Here is a 19,982-nt window from a genome sequence, read left to right as displayed (position 1 = left end):
AGATGAACAAAAAAATATCACGTAGAAAATTTTTAGTAAGAGGCAGTTTAGGAACTTTAGGTGTTTTGGCTATAGGAACGTATGTTTTTAGAAATCCAATTCGTAGACAAATTATCGATTTTACAGATTCTTTTATTGCGCCTTACTCTGGTTCTGGAACAGAACCTAATTTATGGTTCGAAATTACTAAAGACAATAGCGTAATTCTATTTTCTCCAAAAGTAGAAATGGGGCAAGGAACCTTTACTGGTTTAGCGCAAATTGCTGCAGATGAATTAGATATAAACATTAATCAAATTCAAGTCATTGCAGCATCTACAGAAACTGGAATCGTAGATAGATTAGGCACTGGAGGTAGTATCTCTATTGCATCTCTTTGGATACCTTTAAGAGAAATGGCGGCTACAATGCGTGAAATGCTTAAAATTGAAGCATCCAAAAAACTAAATATTCCTATTGAAAATTTATCAACTCAAAATGGCATTGTTTCAGGAAACAACCAACAAATGACGTATGCTGAAATTGCTACAAATGTTTTAAAATGGGAAATACCTGATACTCCAGAATTAAAATCGATTAAAGACTATAAATTTATTGGAAAACCTTTACCAAGAATCGATTTAAATGCAAAGGTTTTTGGAGATCCAATTTTTGGAATGGATGCAGAAATGGAAAATATGTTGCATGCAGTTGTTACAAGACCAGAACATATTGGAGCTACTTTTAAAAGCGCCAATTTTAGCAAAGCAGAAAAAATGCCTGGAGTTGTAAAAGTGGTTCAAATCGATGATTGGTTAGGGATTATTGCCAAAACCTATACACAAGCTTTAGCTGCAAAAATGGAAATTGATGTTGAATGGAATATTCCAAAAAAATGGACAGAAGAGGAAATAAGAACATTAATTTCTGTAGGAAGTGGAGATGAAATGTTGGTTCAAACAAGGGGTAATCTTTTAGAAAATGATGATTCAGAAGTAGTTGAAATTGAATTTAAAAGTCCTTTAGGTGCACATGCACAAATTGAACCAAATGGGGCTGTTGCATCTTACAAAGATGGCAAAGTAACCGTAATTCTATCAACTCAAGTTATAGGGATTACTCAAAATCAAATTGCAAAAGCTTTGGATATTGATGCCGAAAATATCAATATTATTCCTACTTATTTGGGTGGTGGTTTTGGTAGAAGATTAAATACGAGTCATGCTATACAAGCTGTTCAAATGTCTAAAGTAGTTGGGCAACCTGTAAAATATTTTTTCACTAGACAAGAAGAATTTCAAAATGATATGTTTCGACCTCCAACACATCATATTATGAAAGGAAAATTGAACAAAGAAGGTCTTATAGAAAATTTAGAACATCACTTTGCAAGTGGAAACGTTGCCATAGATTCAGTTTTATTACCAGATATTACCAACACAATTTTAGGAGCAGATTTAGGTGCAATTCGTGGTGGAAGTATTCATTACAGTGCCATGGAAAATATTCGTGCAATTCAATGGCATAAAACCTTGCCTTTTGCTACAAGTTGGTGGCGTAGTTTGGGTTTGTTAGCCAATACTTTTGCTATCGAAAGTTTTGTTGATGAATTGGCTTTGAGAGGAAATAAAAATCCCATTGAATTGCGTTTAGCCCAAATTAAAGACAATGAAGAAGGCATTCGTTTAAAAAATGTCATCAATAAAGCACAAACAGCATCTAATTATTCTGATAAAGTTGTAAATGGAAAAGCCATGGGTTTTGCCTGTTCTACAGATGCAGGAACTCCATGTGCTCAAGTAGTTGAAGTATCGATTGTTGATAATGAAATAAAAGTGCACAAAGTTACTTGCGTAATGGATTGTGGAATTGCAGTAAACCCAGATCAAGTGAAAGCACAATGTGAAGGTGCAATGATTATGGCAATGAGTGCTGCTATGCATGAAAAAATGTATATTGAAGATGGACAATTACAACCCACTATTTTTGGACCTTATGAAATGGCTATGATAAAACATGCGCCCAAAGAAATTAATGTTTTTTTATTACAAGGTGTAGACAAACCTTTGCCTGTTGGAGAACCTCCATTAGGTCCAATTGCAGCAGCTATTGGAAATGCAGTAAGAAGATTAACAGGAAAAAGATTGACAGAAATGCCTTTAAAACTTTCATAAATTTTGATTCACGAACTTAAAGAAATTATTCATCAAGCTGTTATCAATCAAAAAAAAGGATTGAAAAATGTGTTGGCCTCTGTAGTTTATTTAGAAGGTTCATCTTACAGAAAACCAGGAGTTAGAATGCTAATTTCTGAAGATTTAAATTCTGTTGGCGCAGTTTCTGGTGGTTGTGTAGAAAAGGAAATTATACAAAGAGCAAAGACTGTTTTTAAAGATGATAAACCCAAAGTTATTACTTACGATGGCAGATACAGATTAGGTTGCGAAGGTATTTTATACATTTTAATTGAACCTTTTTTTATTTCTGATAATTTTTTAGAAGCATTTTTAAATAGCAGTAAGAGGAGAGAAGCAATAAAAATAGATGCTTATTTTATCAAAGAGGATGAGGCTTTTGGTGATTTTGGTTCTATAATTACCTTCGAAAATCTGTCACAATTTACTTTTTCGAACTCTTTCAATCCAAAGGTAGAAAATGTAGAATTATTTACTCAGATTCTAAAACCATCTTTTAAGTTGATTATTATTGGCGGTGAACACGATGCTGTAAAACTGTGTAATATAGCTGCTAATTTAGGTTGGGAAATTGATGTAATAACATCAGCAAAAGATAGCAAAGTACTTAAAGATTTTCCTGGTGCAAATTCAGTGGTTGGCGATTCTCCAGAAACGATTCAATTTAAAGATATTACAGAAAACTGTGCGATTGTAATTATGAATCATAGCTATGTTCAAGATTTAAAATACGTGGTTAAACTCTCTGAATACGCACCAAAATACATTGGTATTTTAGGTGCACCAAAAAGGAGAGAACGTTTATTTAATGAACTTTTTGACTTTGCACCAGAAACCACAGAAGCATTTTTAGATTGTATTTATACGCCTGCTGGTTTGCATATTGGGGCAAAAACACCCGAAGAAATTGCAGTTTCTATTCTTGCAGAAATCTTATCTGTAATGAATAAAAAAGAACCTTTTTCTTTACGTAAAATCAATGGCAAAATTCATAGAAATTAAATGACTAAGATTGCTGTTTTGGTTTTAGCTGCTGGGAAATCGTCACGAATGAAAAGTATCAAACAGCTAGAAAAGGTAAATAAAAAAACACTTTTAGATATTACTTTAGAAAAAGCAAAACAGCTAAAAACCAAGGATATTTATTGCGTTTTAGGCGCAAATGCAGATAAAATACAAAAAGAAATTACTTCGAAAAATACCAACTTTATCATCAATAAAAATTTTGATAAAGGCTTAAGTTCAAGTATTGTGTCTGGCCTTTATCACTTTAAAAAAAATAATCTAAATTTTGATGGTGTATTCATATTATTGGCAGATCAACCAGCTATAGAAACTTCTTATTTAAAGGATATTATCAATTTATTTCACAAAAACGGTACAAAAATAATAGCCTCAAATTATGATGGATTTTTTGGAGTTCCTGCTTTGTTTCCTGCCACTTATTTCTCTAGTTTATTAGAAATAAATGGAGATAAAGGTGCAAAAGAATTCTTGGAAAAGAACCAAAAAAATATAGTTAATCCAACACTAAAAACGAACTTAATCGACATCGACACAAAACAAGATTTAGATATATTTAAAAGTTTAAAATAAATAATTATTTTTACGTCTATGAAAATATTGAAATATACTCTAATCTTTTTAACAGCAATCTTTTTATATGCTTGTGCAAGTGTTGAAATGCAAGTGTCTGCTGACCATAAGTTTCAATCTAGAAAAGATTCTGCTAAGGTTATACACTCTTTTTATTTAATTGGAGATGCAGGTAACTCAGATTTAAATAAAAGAGATTCTGCCTTATCGTATTTAAATGAAGAAATTTTAAAGGCAAAAAAGAACTCGACACTTATATTTTTAGGAGACAATATCTACGAAAAAGGATTGCCAAAAGAAGGCTCTAAAACTTACGAGTTATCTAAACATCGTTTAAAAGTTCAAACAGATATTGGAAAAAAATTTTCTGGTAAAACACTATTTATTCCTGGAAATCACGATTGGTACAGTGGTTTAAAGGGCTTAAAAAGACAAGAAAAGTTGGTAGAAGAAACCTTAGGAAAAAACACTTTTCTTCCAGAAAATGGTTGTCCTTTAGAAAAAATAGAGGTGAATGATGGCATTAATATAATTGTAGTAGATTCTCATTGGTATGTAACTGATTGGGATAAACATCCAGGTATAAATGATGATTGTGAAATAAAAACAAGAGAAAAGTTTTTTGATGAATTTGAAGGTTTAATTAAAAAATCTCAAGGCAAAACAACGATTGTAGCCATACATCATCCTATGTTTACCAATGGTCCTCATGGAGGTTATTATTCTTTTAAAAGCCACATGCAGCCTGCTCCTATTTTAGGAACTGCTAAAAACATACTTCGTAAAACCAGTGGTTTAACCAATACAGATCAGCAAAATGAGAAGTATAATGAATTGCGAAAAAGGTTAATTACAATTTCTCAAGAGAACGAAAAAATTCTCTTTGTTTCTGGGCACGAACATAGTTTACAATATTTAGTTAAAGAGAACATTCCACAAATTGTTAGTGGTTCTGGTTCTAAAACAACCGCTACTAAAAATGTAAATGGAGGAGTTTTTTCTTATGGAACTCAAGGTTTTGCAAGGTTTGATGTTTATGATGATGGTTCTTCAACCGTTCATTTTTATACAGCTAAAGAACGTAAAATAGTTTTTGAAGCCAATGTTTTCAAAAAAGATAGCCTCAGAAAATATACAGATTTTCCGAATGCAAAATTAACAGAAAAAAAAGCATCTGTATATACAGATGAGGAAGTTGATAAAAGTACCTTTTACAAATTTTTGTGGGGTGAAAGATATAGAGAGTATTTTGGGAAAAAAGTTTTAGCGCCCACTGTAAATATCGATACACTTTTTGGTGGTTTAAAACCTATTAGAAGAGGTGGAGGACATCAATCTAAATCTTTACGATTAGAAGATAATAAAGGTAGACAATATGTAATGAGAGCTTTGCGTAAAAATGCTGTCCAATATTTACAAGCTGTTGTATTTAAAGACCAATATATAGAGGGGCAGTTTGATAACACCACAACAGAAAGTTTATTAATGGATGTTTTTACAGGCTCACATCCTTATGCTCCTTTTACCATCGATAAATTAGCAGAGGTCATAGATATTTATCATACAAAACCTGTCTTATATTTTGTACCTAAGCAAAAAGGATTGGGAGAATTTAATGCAGATTATGGTGATGAATTATACATGATAGAAGAAAGAACAGGCGAAGGACATGAAGATAAAAAGAACTTTGGTTATTCTGATAATTTAATAAGTACAGACGATTTAAGAAAGAATCTTGCCAAAGACGAAAAATATGTTATAGACGAAGAAACTTACATTAGAGCTCGTTTATTTGACATGTTAATTGGAGATTGGGATCGTCATCAAGATCAATGGAGATGGGCAGAATTTAAAGAAGATGATAAGATTGTTTATAAACCTGTACCAAGAGACAGAGATCAAGCTTTTTCTATTTTTGGAGATGGCTTTTTATTAGGTTTCTTAACAAGTTCAATGCCGGGCTTAAGAGGTATGGGCTCTTATAGCGAAGAATTAGAAAGCCCAAAATGGTTTAGTTACTCAGCATATCCTTTAGATATGAGTTTAATTAAAAAATCTGGCAAAGAGGTTTGGGATAAACAAGTTGCAAGGATTCAAGAGCAAATAACTGATGAGGTTATAAATAGTGCCTTCGAAAAATTTCCTGAAGAAGTAAAAGACGAAACTGTAAATACCATTAAAACCAAACTGAAAGGAAGAAGAAAAAATCTACAAAAAATTGCTGATGATTATTATGCTTACCTGAATAGTTTTCAAGTGATAAAAGGCACAAATAAAGACGATTGGTTTGAAATAGAAAGGTTTTTAAATGGTGATACAAAAATTACAGTTTCTAGAATAAAAGATGGTGAAAAAGCAGATATTCTTCTAGAAAGAAGATATAAATACGATGTAACAAAAGAAATTTGGATTTATGGTTTAGATGATAATGATGTATTTATTGTTAACGGACACAATGGAAATACCTCAATTAAATTAAAAATAATTGGAGGGTTAAACAACGATATTTATGAAATTAACAATAATCAAAACGTAAAAGTTTATGATCAAAAAACAAAAGAAAACACCTTTAAAACATCAGGAATTAGTAAAAAACTCACAGATAATTACGATACAAATACCTACAATGCAAACAAACTAAAAAACTCATCAAACTTAATTTCGCCTGCTCTTTGGTTTAATCCAGATGATGGTATAAAAGTGGGTTTAAAAAACACAATTACCTTTAATGGTTTTGAAAGAAATCCTTTTTCATCTAGACATTTAATAACTGGTTATTATTACTTTGCTACACAAGGATATGAATTAAATTATTCTGGAGAATTTGCTCATATTTTTAAAAGTTGGAATTTAGGCCTTGAAGCAAACTATAACAGTCCAAATTTTGCTATGAACTTTTTTGGTTATGGCAATAACTCTGCAAATCCTGAAGCACAAAAAGATGATGAAAATTTAGATTTTAACAGAGTTAAAATTGGTCGTTTAAAATTAGGATCTTTTGTAAAATGGAGAGGCAATTTAGGCGCAATGATTAAATTAGGTCTTAATTACGAAAATTACAATGTAGAAAATACTCCAGGTAGATTTTTAGAAACACAATTCAATCCAAATAACAGAATTTTTACAAATCAACAGTTTTTTAATACAGAAGCAAGTTATAATTATCAGCATTCAGACAACGCAGCTTTTCCTACTTTTGGCATGGAATTCGATGTGAAATTTGGGTATACTAATAATTTAGACGAAGGTAGAAGCTTTGCTTACAATGAAACATCTTTATCTGTAACTCATAAATTAATTAACAGTGGTAAACTTGTTTTTGCAACTAAATTAAGAGGTCAGTTTAATTTTGGGGACGATTTAGAATTTTATCAAGCAGCTAGTATTGGTGGTAGAGATGGTTTAAGAGGTTATAGAAGACAACGTTTTACCGATAAAAATTCTTTTTATCAAACCACAGATTTAAGATGGAATTTATTAAAAGTTAAATCTGGTTTACTACCACTTAACATGGGTGTTTTTGGAGGTTTTGATTATGGTAGAGTTTGGGGAGGACAAGGCTTAACAGTACAACCAACATTGGTTTATAAAGAATGGAACACTTCTTATGGAGGTGGAGTTTTCTTTAATGCTGCAGAAATGATTGGAGCGAATTTTGCAACTTTTTTTAGTGATGATGGAATGCGCCTTGCCATTAGTTTAGGCTTTAAATTTTAATTCAAGAAATGGGTCAAGTAGCATTAATTTTTGGAAGTTTTTTTGGATGTACAGCAATTATTCTTGGTGCTTTTGGCGCACATTTATTAAAGAAAAAACTCACGACAGAGCAATTACAAAGTTTTGAAACAGGGGTAAAATATCAAATGTATCATGCAATAGTTTTGCTTGTTTTGGGTTTTCATTTAGATATTTCTGTAACCATAAATGCCTATATTATTTATGCTTTTGTAATAGGGATAATTCTCTTCTCTTTTTCAATTTATGGTTTGGTTTTATCATCAGCAAAAAACAAGAAACTTAAATTTTTAGAGCCAATTACACCAATTGGAGGTTTATTTTTAGTTGCAGGATGGGTGTTGTTGCTTTTTAAGTTTTTATAAACAAAAAAATCCTTAGAAAAATATCTAAGGATTTTAAAAAACGAATTCTTTCAAAATTATTTTTTGATAATTCTTTTAGAAACAATTCCTTTTTGAGAATAAACTCTAACTAAATACATACTTGATGCTAGATTAGAAAGGTTTATTGAACTACTATTCTCCTTTTCAATTATCTTTTTACCTAATAGATTATAAACTTCTATTTTTTGAATTTCTTGGTTGCTTCTTATAAATAAATTATTTGTAACAGGATTTGGGTACATGCTAATTTCACTTAAAAAAGAAACATTTTCTGTGCTTAAAGGTGATGAGCCAAACTCATAAGCTCCAATATCAATAGTTGTATTTTGAATTCTATCTGATCCTTCTAAATCTTTTGTAATATTAGAAGATATTTTAGAGTTATCTCCAGCATCAATTGCAGGTGAACCTGTTAATAATTTGAAATCTCCACGCAACATAGGATCTGATGCATTTGAACTATAATCACCACCTTCAATAATATTATTTGCAAAAGTTGCTGATGAGCCATTTGTTCCTAAAATATTTATTGAATTACTACCTCCATTATTATAAATAATTGAATTGTAAAAATATACAGGATAGCTACTTGCAGATTTTAGATTGATTGTAACTGCTTTGTTATTTGCAGAAGTATTATTTGCAATCGTAGTATTTATAACACTAACTAATGCAGATGGATTACTACCTGAACCCCCTCCACTACTTATGATTAGTGCAGAAGATTTATCTGAAGCTCCATTGCTATTTCCAGTAATTAATGAATTAACGATAGTACCATAACTTCTAATATTGTACTGTTGACTACCTGTATAAGCAATATTTGCTGAGCTTGCTGAGTAATTATCTCTTATAACACAGCTTTCAAAATCTACATGAGATTGTGTTCCTTGATCTCCACAAGGACTAAATCTACCAAGTGCTGCATAATAAGTTCCTGTATTTTTTTCTATAATACAATTCGTAATTTTTGTGTAAACCTTAAAATTTTCTCCATCAGGGTTTGTATAAATTGCACCACCAACTCTTCTATCATATTGGCTAGTTGAAGCTGTAGAACAACTATTGCTTATACTTCCATTAGAGTTACCTCCTGTTATTATAAATCCATTTAATTCTCCTCCAGAAGCAAAGTTTCCTTTAATAGTTACAACATGATACGCATTATCTTGTCTTGTAGTTTCTGAATCTAAAATTGTAGCATTGTCATCACCATTTAAATCTCCAGAAAGAATTGTTGCATTAGTTGTATACAATAAACTCATGTCTCTATCTCCTAATGTGCTTTCATTTCCTTGAAAACCTCCATAAATTTTCTGTTTTTTACTTGCGTTAAATGTTGCTGCTCTTCCATTTCCAGAAGGTATATATATTCCTTTAGCTACCCAAATTTCTTTTGAAGTAGCAGTATTATTAATTGCAGTTTGCAAATCTGTATACCCATTTGCCCAAGTTGTTCCATCATTATTTCCTGTTGCATTGATATTTACATAAACTGGCGCCTCTATAAAATTAGCAGTTACAGATTTGTTTTGATCTATGACTATAGTAGTTGATGTTGAAGTTCCTGAAGCATCACCAGACCAATTATTAAATAAATTACTTGTATCTGGAGTTGCAGTTAATGTTACAGAAGTACCAGATACATATGTATTATCTGATGATGGAGCAGGATTTAAAACAATACTTCCATTTCCTGTAACATTTGTTACTAGTGAATAACAGCTTTCGCATAAATTATATAATGCAGAAATTTCTGTATCAGAGAGTGCTCTACTAAAAACCTTAATATCGTCTATAGATTTTTTATAATTTGTAACTGATGAAGGCGAAATTACTAAAGAACCGTTTGTTAAAAAATTACCTCCAGTTCCTAAAACATTATGACCAGATAAAGCTACGTTTTTTGTACCATCTATATACACATCAAAAAACATTCTACCATTATAACCTGCACGTTCATAAATTTTTAAAACTATATGATGCCAATTATTATCGTATAAATTATTTAATTGACTACTTCTTCCAGAACTTCCTCCTACATATGTACTAGCCTGTGCAGACCATCCAAATAAATTTCCTGACTTTTGTTCTAATCTAAAACCTTTACTACCTGCATAAATTTGAAGAATACGTTCCCAATTTGAATGCGTTGTTATAGAGGTTGGTTTTATCCAAAAACTTAATGATAAAGAAGAACTAGTAGAACTTACAGAACCTCCATTAAATTGATCGCCATTTAATTCTATTGCGTTTCCTGCACTTCCATAATGATCTGCAACAAATGTTGCTGCAGAACCCGATTGTGTTAAATCTCCAGTTCCAGGGTTGGCTGTGTTGACTAAACTACCACCTGTAAAAGAATAATGTCTAACTTCATCACTTGGTACTTGTGCAAAAGCAAAGCTACTTACAAAGAGCAGCATTAAAAGTATTCTTGTTTTCATAATAATATATATTTTGATTTTTATAAAAACAAAAATGCCTCTAAATCAATGATAATTTAGAGGCAACTTTCTGAAATGCCGTTTTGAGTTTCTAAAGCGACTGATTTTGATTTTTCTTAGTAATTTATATAAGTATTGTCATAAAAAATGAAAATTATTTATATAATAAGCAAAACACAAAAACTGAGTTTGAACTCGGTTTTTGTGTTTCTACAAGTTTTCTAACTATATTTTATAATCTTAAATATTTTTTTTGTTAAACCAATCCTATTTAATTTACATCTATCCTCTTTCGCCTTTGTATCTAGGAGCTCTTATATATATGATATCAGTATCTGTTTTTGTACTAATTGTAACAATTACAGGGATAATATTAACTTTACTTTCAATTAAAGCAACATTTTGACTTGTGTAATATTTGATGCCTTTTTTTGTTTTGAAGTATTTTAAATCATACGTTATTGTTTTTTCTGCAATACCTTCTTCTTTTTCAATAGTTAAGGAAATTTTTTCTATCTCATTTTCGGTGTCATTTTTTATAGCTACAACAGTTGTATAAAGCCCATTAGAATTTTTATTCAATGAAACTTTACCAACTTTTAAATTAGATTCAAGACTAACTTCTTCTTTAAAAGTATTAATCTCATCACCATAAAAATCTTTTAAAACATAGGTAACACTCATTTTTTGTGATATAGATGCTTTCTCAAAAGAAAAATCTGCATTAATAGTATTATTATTTTTAAGCGTTGTGTTAAAAGTAGTAGTATTGCCTTGTAAATCATTTACTTTTACTGCTATAGTTGCAACCTCATTATCCTCATTATTTTCTATTTCTGCAGACATTTTATACAAACCATTTCTTCTTTCTTTCAATCTAGTTCTTTTAATATTTGCTTTCGATAAACCTGCAATGGTAGTAGTTCCTGTAGAAGTAGAAATTGGTTTTTTATTGGCATCTAATAAAGTAACTTTAATAGTTACTTCTTGGTTTTCTAGGTCTTTACCATCAAACTTTATATCTGCAAACGTATAGTACTTTTCATTTTTTACAGTGGTGTAATAGTCTAAGTAATAGGTTTTGGTTTCGTTTAAAACACCTTCTTTTTTTTCTATTGCTAAAGCAATGGTGCTTACCTCATCTTTATTGTCGTTATTCACCACAATGGAAGCTCTGTATAAACCATTAGATCTTTTTTTCATTCTACTTCTGCCAGTTTTTATGCCTTTCTTAGCCATAGACTCAGTTAAAGCCTCTTTTTTGTTGGTTTCTGATTCTTCTAAGATTTCTAAATCGTCGTTTTCATTACAACTGATGTTTACAAATGCCAAAAGGCTAAAACAGATGAGATAAGATAAAATACGGTTATTCCTTTTTAATTTTTTCATTTTGATTTGTTTTTAATTTTACAAATCAAAAGTAGTGGCAACCTGTGGTTTTTTTTGGAGTAAGTTTCTGAAATGATGTTTTGAGTTTCTAAAGCGACTTATATATTTTGTACAATCGTTAAGAATTCTTCTTTTTTATCTTTGGATATGGAAACTGTTTTATCATTTTCCATTAAAATATAGCCTCCATCTTTTTTGATATACTCTTTTATAAACATTAAGTTGATTAAAAAAGAACGATGTGGTTTGTAAAAAGTAGTGGCTGTTGTAAATAAATCCACAAAAAAACGAAGGGGTTTGCTTACTAAAATAGCATCCATATTTTTGATGGAAACTTTGGTGTACATACCATCTGCCTCAAACATAATAATGTCTTCAAAATTTACGAATTTGATGCCATCTGCATAAGGAATTCCTATTTTTTTAAAATTATTGCTTTGTAAACTATTCTTTAGCTCTTCTAATTTTAGAGAGATTTGCGATTTGCCTATTTGAGAAATTGCTTTTTCTACAGCTTCATTTAATTGGGTTGGTCTAATAGGTTTTAATAAATAATCTATGGCAGAAAGTTGAAATGCCTGTATTGCATAATCACTATACGCTGTCACAAAAATAATTTCGAAATTGTAATCTTCTTTGTTTATATGATTCAAAATTTCTAAACCAGAGTTTTCTGGCATTTCAATATCTAAAAAAATTAGACTTGGGTTTTCTGATTTAATTAAAGAAACACCTGATACTAAATTTTCTGCTTCAAAAATTTGGGTAATTTTAGCACAATTCTCTAACAACATTGTTCTTAAAACATTCCGTGCTTTTTTTTCATCATCTATAATAACTGCTTTCATAACCTTATGCTTTATGTGCAAATATGATTTATTTTTATGTGTAAAATCTTCTTAATTGCTGAAATGCCTTTTTCAGTTTCTAAAGCAAAATTCTAAATAGGAATAATAAGGGTAACTTTTGTACCTACATCTTTCGCATTTACATCTAAATCTTCTACTAATAGTTCTATTTTATCTTGTTTGTTATAGTTTAAAAGTTCCAATCTTTTATTGGTAGCTTCTGTGGCAAAAGATACGTGTCTTCTTATTTGTTTCTCTTTTATTGCAGCCGCTTTTTTTCTACCTACTCCATTGTCTATAACAGTAATTATTAAGGTTGATTTTTCCTCGTTTATAGAAATTTCTATACTTAAATTTCCTTTCTCTTTTTTATGTAAAAGTCCGTGTTTTAAGGCATTTTCTACATAAGGCTGAATGAGGACTGTGGGTATAAAAATATCATCGATATTTAAATTTTCTTGTATCTTAATTTGATAGCTTAATTTTTCTTCAAAACGTAATTTTTCTAATTCCAAATAGCGTTCAATGGTTTCAATTTCTTCTGATAATGCAATTTCTTTTTTTGAACTTTGATCTAAATATTTTCGAATTAAATCTGCAAATTTCCCTAAATAATCTGCCGCTAAATTTTTCTGATTGTTGACAATATAATCTTGAATAGAGTTTAAGGCATTAAACACAAAATGAGGATTCATTTGACTTCGTAAACTTTCTAACTTTAAAAAAATATTTTCTATTTCTTTGTTTTGCTTTTCTAATTCAAGACGTTGTTTTTCTTTTAATCTCTTGTTTGTGTTATAACTATACATTAAAAATAATGATATAACTCCAAAAGAAATCAATCCATAAAACCATAATTGCTCGTAAAAGACACCTTCTACTATAAAGTTTAGTTCTTTAATTTCTGAGGTTTCTGTAGCGTCTTTATTTTTTAATTGAAAAATATAATCTCCTTCTGCTAAACGATTGTATATTATTTGATTGTTGTTAGAGGTGTTTATTTGCCAATCTGGTAAAGCTTCATTTTTATCAAATAAACGATATTGATAGGTACTATTTTCTTTGGATGAAAAACCATTTGTGTTGTAATTAATGGTTATTTTCTTTTTATCATTTTTTAAAACATACTCATTTTGAAAGGCTTGTTTTTTATCATCAATAGCAATAGAAGTAAAATAAGGTTGTAATTGGTTTTTGGGTTGCTGATTAAAAACAGTTTTCGCATTGAATGAAAATAATTCGCTATCAGTACTCAGATATATTTCATCATCAATAATTTCTAAACCAGTAAAGTTGTAAGATGGTACTCCGTTTTTCTTCGTTAAATTTCTAAATTGATTTGTAACTGTATTTAGTTCTTGTACACCATGATCGCCAGCTATCCATATGTTAGCATCTAAACCTTGTATGTAACTATTGATGTTTGAAAGCAACCCATTTTCTTGAGTGTAATGTGCAATTACTTTGTGATCTTTTATCTTATAAATACCGTTTTTAAAAGATAAACACCAGATAATATCGTCATCAATACTAATAATATCTCTAATATAAATAGAATTATTTTGATACTTAATTTCTTTTTTATCAAAATTTTTATCGTAAACAAACAAACCATCTACAGTACCAAAAAAACTTTCTTCAGTTGTTGCTTTATAAAAACATGAATAACTTCTTATAATATTCTCAAAAACATCTTTTAATTCATTTTCATTAGTTATCAAAAACTTGCCAATTGAAGAACCTGAAGCTAATAAGATTTCGTTGTCATTTATAAAAGAATGATCTTTAATAATACTAGTAGTATTTTCTTTTTTAAAAATAAATTGATTTGATTTTAATTGATAACTCCCTAAAAAATTATCTAATCGTTTTATAAAATAACTTTCAGTTTTAGGATGGTAAAAAAAGTACTTTAATTCAGAAACATTTTTATAAGCAATCGTATCTATTTTTTGAGAGGTACTTGTAAACTTATACAGATGTTGTTTTTTAGGTATTAGAAAAAGTTCATTTCTATTGCCTTTATATAATTTGGTAATTCTATTTGCACTTCTAATTTTAAAATTCGTTTTTAAGTTTAAATTGGGTATTACATAAATTCCATCGCCTAAAGTAGTAAGCCATATATTACCTTGGGTATCTTTCAAGATTTCAGAAACTTGGGTATTTGGCAATAATTGTTGTTCAACACTTAAAATATCATTCATTAAATTACAAATAAAAACGCCTTTATTTGTTGCATAAAATATCTTATCGTCGATTAAAATTGACGTATAAATTCTGAGTTTCGTTGGTAAATTTGTTTTTATTTTGGTTTTAACACCTATTTTATCAGCTATGTAATGTGAAGTAGTTCCATCAATCCTATTAAAAAAAACAACGATTCTATGATTTATTTCTTTTAAATCACCAAAACTCGAAATTATATATTTTTCTAATAAAGGGTCTTCAATTGAGCTTTTAAATTTATAAAATTTATCAATTAAAGTATATTTCCCAGCTTCATTCATAAAAAAAATACTGTCGTTTTTTACAAGTGGGTTTGAATAAAAAAGAACTCCCCCTTCCTTTTTATTCTTAGTTTGATATACAATAGCACCAGTTTCTTTATTACAAATTAAAACTTGGTTTATGTAATTCATGATCAAAAGATCATTTTTAAATGTCAGCTTCACTAAATATCCTTTAAAGTATTCTTTGATATTTAAAAACAAATGCACCTCGCCATTTTCAATATAAAAAACCTGATTTGCTAAATTGGTATACCAAATTTTATTGTCTTTATCTTTAGTTAAAGCAAATACAGACAAACCCACTTGTTTTGGATGCGTATAAGAAACGTACTCACTGCCATTATAACTAAATAAGCCTTTATCTGCTGCTAACCAAATAAGGCCATTATCATCTTCTAAAATGTCGTAAAATTCAGTGTCTGGTAACCCATCTTTTTCAGTTAAATGAATAGAAACTGGCTGTTGTGTGTAAGCTTTAAAAGCAAATACAAATAAAAAAAAAGTGAGTAAATATGTTTTCAATGCTTTTTAAATTGTGGTCTAAATTACAATTTATTTATAAAAAGTAAGCATTGAGTTGCTGAAAGTGGCCTTTGAACTGCTAAAGGATTAATTAATCTTTAATTCGTATAAAAAACCGCCTTTATTACCAGATTCTTCATCAGTAATAATTAGGGTATTATCATCTTTAAAACAAATGCCTTCTTTCTGAGATTTATGGTTTAATTTTATTTTTTTAACTTTTCCTGATAAGAAATTATCGCCTTTAAAATCGGTAAAAATCAAAATGTTTTTTTGTGATAAAAGGACCACATTTTTTCCATCTGATGAGATATCTGCAGAAGTAATCCAAGAATCTATTTTTTTTCCATTATCGAAATTTCCCATTAATTTTGCAATATGTTTGCCTTTGGTTGCTGATATTTTGTATAAGAAAGTTTTTCCATAATTGTCTTTAACTCTGCTTTTTGTAAAAATGTACAAGCTATTTTTAAAATAAAAAAAAGCTTCTGCATCAAAAAAAAGCTCTTCTTTTTTGGGTGGAAATTTGTATTGATTTTCATATTCAAACTCAATCTCCTCTACTTCTGCTGATTTCTTATCTAGATATTTTTTATCAATTTTTAAAATTTTTAAGTGCTTTCTAGTACTGTAATTATTCCCAAAATTGCCAATGTAAAGATTCCCAAAATCATCTGAAGTTAAATCTTCCCAATCTGTGTTTTTAGATTGAATATCAATTTCTTTTTGAATTTTTCCACTACTATTTATTGCGTATAATTTAGATTTATTTCCACCATCTTCATGCATCCAAATTAATTCTGATCCTAAAATTATTTCATTGCCAGAAACTTCTTTTAAGCCACCAGGTAAATTACCCAACATTTTTAGTTGTCCAAAATTTTGGCAACTTATCAATAAAAATAGCCTTAAAAGTAGTGTGATTTTTTTCATAATATTTACATTCTTACTAAACTTTTTTTAAATAAAGTTCTAAAAAAATTATTTTCCAAAAGTTTATGAATTACAATTTTATAAGAGTGAATTCAACACAAGAGTGTTTCTTCCCAGAGTTTATATTGAGCGAAGTCGAAATAGGAAGATTAAGATGGGCTTTAGCTTTTTTTTACCAACCTCCAGAAGCACCTCCACCACCAAAAGAGCCTCCTCCAAAACCGCCACCAAATCCACCTCCACCAAAAGAGCCTCCTCCAGATGAACCACCAAATCCGCCACCAAAACTTCCTCCCCCTCTACCAGCGTTACTTAAAATAATAGTTTCGAAAATAGTATCTGCTAAAGAACCTCTTCTATACCTTCTGCCTCCACCTTTATTGTTTTTATTTCCTCGAGAAATAATAATAAAAAGCACAATAACTATCAGTATAAAAAATAGAATTCCAAAATCAAAACCTTGAGATTCTTTTTGACGGCTTCCTTTAAATTCGCCTTGTAAAGTTCTGAAAATATAGTCTGCACCTTTGTCTAAACCAGCATAATAATTGCCTTTTTTAAACTCGGGTATAATGACTCTTTCTATAATTCTTTTCGATTGAAAATCGGTTAATAAATATTCAACTCCTTTTCCATTTTGGATGGCAATTTTTCGATCTTCTCTAGCCAATAAAATTAATACACCATTGTCTTTTTCTGCATCCCCAATTCCCCATTTTTCTCCCCAATTCGCAGCCAAATAATTAATGTTTTCTCCCTCTGTTGATGCAATAATTGCAATAACAATTTGTGTTGATGTAGTATCTGAATAGCGAACAAGTTTGCTTTCTAAACTCGTTTTTTGAGATGCTGATAGTAAGTTTACATAATCGTAAACACTTGTTTGAAATTTGGGTTTTTCTGGAATTTCAAATCCTTGAGAAAAAGAAATTTGACTTACTAAAAGAACGAATAGAAAAATCGATTTTCTACTAAAAACTAATAACCAAAAACTAACAACTAATTTTATCATCCTTTAGAAATTTCGTTAGTAAGTTCGTTTTCATCATCTATTTTCCATGGAAAATGTGCTTGTAATTCTTTTCCTGCTTTTAAGATTCCATCAACAATTCCTTGCTTGAAATTTCCATTTTTAAAATGATTTTGCATCACATCTTTTGTGGTATTCCAAAAGTCTTTTGGCACCACATTATTAATTCCTTTATCGCCATAAATAACAAATTTTTTATCTTTTACAGCCACATAAATTAACACTGCATTTTCATCTTTTGTGTTATTCATTTTTAAGAGATGAAATACTTCTAACGAGCGTTCATAAGGGTCTTTATGAGACGTAGCTTCTATATGAACCCGAATTTCGCCAGAAGTATTTTTCTCTGCAATTCTAATAGCAGAAATAATTTCTTGCTCTTCTTCTTGGGTAAGAAATGCTTCTACTTTAGACATTATTTATTCTTTTTTCTTGTTAAAATCGAAATTTACGTCTGGTGCATTTTCTGAACCAGGATTTGATTTAAAACGAGACATTTCATCAAAATTAAACATACCTGCTAACATTGAGTTAGGGAAAATTTTAATGTGCTTATTGTATTTATTGACATCTTCGTTAAAACGATCTCTAGCAACATTAATTCTATTTTCTGTACCTTCTAACTGACTTTGTAATTCTAAAAAATTAGCATTTGCTTTTAGATCTGGATAACGTTCTACCACTAATAAAAGTTTTGATAATGCTCCACTTAAACCTTGCTGGGCTTGTTGAAATTGAGCCATATTTTCTGGTGATAAATTATTTGCATCAATGGTTGTTGATGTTGCTTTAGAACGTGCTTCTATAACTTGCGTTAACGTTTCTTTTTCAAAATCTGCTGCTCCTTGAACGGTTTTTACCAAGTTCCCTATCAAATCGTTTCTACGTTGATAAGCACTTTCTACATTAGACCATTCAGTTTTTGCATCTTCTTGCAAAACTACAGCTTCGTTATTGAAACCCTTTGCCCAGCTATAAATAGCAAAACCAAGAACTGCAATTATTATAACCGGAATTAACCATTTTTTCATAATTTCTAAATTTTAATTTTTATGTTGATTTTTTTTGATTGTACAAATTTAACGAATATTTATTGGTTTTATAAAGATGTTCCTCCATCTAAAGTAATCGTTTGTCCTGTAATAAACTTTGTATTATCTGAAGCCAACCAAACCACTGCATCTGCAATTTCATCAGCTTTTCCATAACGTTTCATAGGTATAACACTTTTTAAAATACTGTCCATTTCTGGTTTCGCATTTATTAATTGGGTTAACAAAGCAGATTCTGTATAACCAGGACAAACTGCATTTACTCTAATGTTTTTAGTTGCATATTCCATTGCTGCTGACTTTGTCATACCCACTACTGCAAATTTACTTGCACTATAGCTAATATTATTTGGTGATGCTTTTAAACCTGCTAAAGAAGCAATATTTACAATATTCCCATAACCTTGAATTAAAAACTGTGTTAAAGCCACTTTCATACAATAATAGACTCCTGTTTGATTTACAGCAATTACTCTATCCCAATCTTTTAAACTGGATTCGTGCGTTCTTAATAAGTTAGGGCCAATTCCTGCATTGTTTACAATTACATCTAGTTTGCCAAATTCAGCCACTGTTTTATCAATTAAATGTTCTACTTCTTCAAACTTTGCAACGTTTGCTTTTATAGGTAGCGCTTTTCCATCATTTGTTACAATTTCGTCTACAACTTTTTGCGCGCTTTCTGAATTAATGTCAGATACCACTACAGTAGCTCCATGTTTTGCAAAATGAATTGCTGTTGCTTTTCCAATTCCAGAACCTGCTCCTGTTACAATTACTACTTTATTTTTTACTTCCATATTAAATTTATTTAATCTGTCACTTCGAGTGAAATTCTTTTTTTAGAATTTTGTATCGAGAAGTTTTACATGTTCTCGATACAATTTTTTCGTACCTCAAAAATCACTCGAACTGACATAACTTTATTTACAAAAAATTAATCTTGAATCTGATAATGCTGATGCTCTTAAGTCCCTTGGATATTCTTTAAAGCTCATCAACTTAAAAAACTCGTTTTTGCTTGCATATTTTACAATTAAAACTTCATCCCATAATTTTTCTTTAGATGAACCAATGATTGTTGCCATTGGTTTTCCTTTAAAAATAATATCTGCATCAATTTCCTGAAAAAATGGAAAAGCAGCTTTCATATATTCCTTATAAGTTTCTTTACCTGTTTTTCCTGTAGATGAAACTTGTTCTTTATAATTAAGATAATTCATCATAAAAACGGGTTCGTTTTCATTAAAAGTGGCTAAAATTGCTAAACCTTCTTTGTTAATTTCATCAAGGTTATTGCTCATAATTTAAGTTTTTGTTCAAAATCACTTCGACAAGCTCAGTGTGACATTTTTAT

At 29.9% G+C, this 19,982-nt stretch carries 15 protein-coding genes; 5 read left to right on the top strand and 10 right to left on the bottom strand.

What is annotated here, in order from left to right:
* Nucleotides 1-2 precede the first annotated feature (2 nt).
* From WAO74_RS01335 to WAO74_RS01315, 5 genes are read left to right on the top strand one after another with little or no spacing between them, the layout of a single operon-like run.
* Entirely contained in the window at nt 3-2,153 is a 2,151-nt protein-coding gene (locus tag WAO74_RS01335; RefSeq protein WP_422159035.1) for a molybdopterin cofactor-binding domain-containing protein, read from the top strand.
* Nucleotides 2,154-2,156: 3 nt separating this feature from the next.
* Nucleotides 2,157-3,176, top strand: coding sequence for an XdhC family protein (locus WAO74_RS01330; protein WP_422159033.1), 1,020 nt, complete (start codon nt 2,157-2,159; stop codon nt 3,174-3,176).
* Complete coding sequence (locus WAO74_RS01325; protein ID WP_422159031.1) at nt 3,177-3,770, top strand: nucleotidyltransferase family protein; 594 nt, start codon at nt 3,177-3,179, stop codon at nt 3,768-3,770. It begins immediately after the preceding gene.
* An 18-nt stretch (nt 3,771-3,788) separates the two neighbouring features.
* Nucleotides 3,789-7,487, top strand: coding sequence for a metallophosphoesterase (locus WAO74_RS01320; RefSeq protein WP_422159029.1), 3,699 nt, complete (start codon nt 3,789-3,791; stop codon nt 7,485-7,487).
* A gap of 8 nt (nt 7,488-7,495) precedes the next feature.
* The gene (locus WAO74_RS01315) at nt 7,496-7,870 is read left to right on the top strand and encodes a DUF423 domain-containing protein (protein WP_422159028.1); all 375 of its coding nucleotides are present in this window, start codon (nt 7,496-7,498) and stop codon (nt 7,868-7,870) included.
* A gap of 56 nt (nt 7,871-7,926) precedes the next feature.
* Here WAO74_RS01315 and WAO74_RS01310 read toward each other — a convergent pair whose 3' ends face one another.
* The 10 genes from WAO74_RS01310 to WAO74_RS01265 all read right to left on the bottom strand — a co-directional run bounded on the left by WAO74_RS01310 (nt 7,927) and on the right by WAO74_RS01265 (nt 19,929).
* On the bottom strand, nt 7,927-10,338 hold the full coding sequence (locus tag WAO74_RS01310; protein WP_422159027.1) for a T9SS type A sorting domain-containing protein: 2,412 nt from the start codon (nt 10,336-10,338) through the stop codon (nt 7,927-7,929).
* A 282-nt stretch (nt 10,339-10,620) separates the two neighbouring features.
* Entirely contained in the window at nt 10,621-11,727 is a 1,107-nt protein-coding gene (locus WAO74_RS01305; protein WP_422159026.1) for a hypothetical protein, read from the bottom strand.
* A 98-nt stretch (nt 11,728-11,825) separates the two neighbouring features.
* Nucleotides 11,826-12,575 carry a LytR/AlgR family response regulator transcription factor gene (locus tag WAO74_RS01300; protein ID WP_422159025.1) on the bottom strand — a complete coding sequence of 250 codons (750 nt, stop codon included), beginning with the start codon at nt 12,573-12,575 and terminating at the stop codon, nt 11,826-11,828.
* Nucleotides 12,576-12,667: 92 nt separating this feature from the next.
* Complete coding sequence (locus WAO74_RS01295) at nt 12,668-15,610, bottom strand: histidine kinase (RefSeq protein WP_422159024.1); 2,943 nt, start codon at nt 15,608-15,610, stop codon at nt 12,668-12,670.
* Nucleotides 15,611-15,697: 87 nt separating this feature from the next.
* A complete protein-coding gene (locus tag WAO74_RS01290; protein ID WP_422159022.1) occupies nt 15,698-16,543 on the bottom strand; it encodes a hypothetical protein in 846 nt (281 codons plus the stop codon).
* 172 nt (nt 16,544-16,715) lie between these two features.
* Complete coding sequence (locus tag WAO74_RS01285; protein ID WP_422159020.1) at nt 16,716-17,555, bottom strand: TPM domain-containing protein; 840 nt, start codon at nt 17,553-17,555, stop codon at nt 16,716-16,718.
* On the bottom strand, nt 17,552-17,989 hold the full coding sequence (locus tag WAO74_RS01280) for a TPM domain-containing protein (protein WP_422159019.1): 438 nt from the start codon (nt 17,987-17,989) through the stop codon (nt 17,552-17,554). Before WAO74_RS01280 ends, WAO74_RS01285 begins: the two co-directional genes overlap by 4 nt.
* Before the next feature lie 3 nt (nt 17,990-17,992).
* On the bottom strand, nt 17,993-18,604 hold the full coding sequence (locus tag WAO74_RS01275; protein WP_422159017.1) for a LemA family protein: 612 nt from the start codon (nt 18,602-18,604) through the stop codon (nt 17,993-17,995).
* Nucleotides 18,605-18,672: 68 nt separating this feature from the next.
* Complete coding sequence (locus tag WAO74_RS01270; protein ID WP_422159016.1) at nt 18,673-19,425, bottom strand: SDR family NAD(P)-dependent oxidoreductase; 753 nt, start codon at nt 19,423-19,425, stop codon at nt 18,673-18,675.
* Between the two features lie 123 nt (nt 19,426-19,548).
* Entirely contained in the window at nt 19,549-19,929 is a 381-nt protein-coding gene (locus WAO74_RS01265; RefSeq protein WP_422159014.1) for a hypothetical protein, read from the bottom strand.
* Nucleotides 19,930-19,982: the final 53 nt, after the last annotated feature.

This window comes from Polaribacter sp. (genome assembly GCF_049276715.1).
In the GTDB taxonomy this organism is placed as follows: domain Bacteria; phylum Bacteroidota; class Bacteroidia; order Flavobacteriales; family Flavobacteriaceae; genus Polaribacter.
Note: the sequence above shows the minus strand (reverse complement) of the source record. Positions and strands in the feature narration are given on the sequence as shown.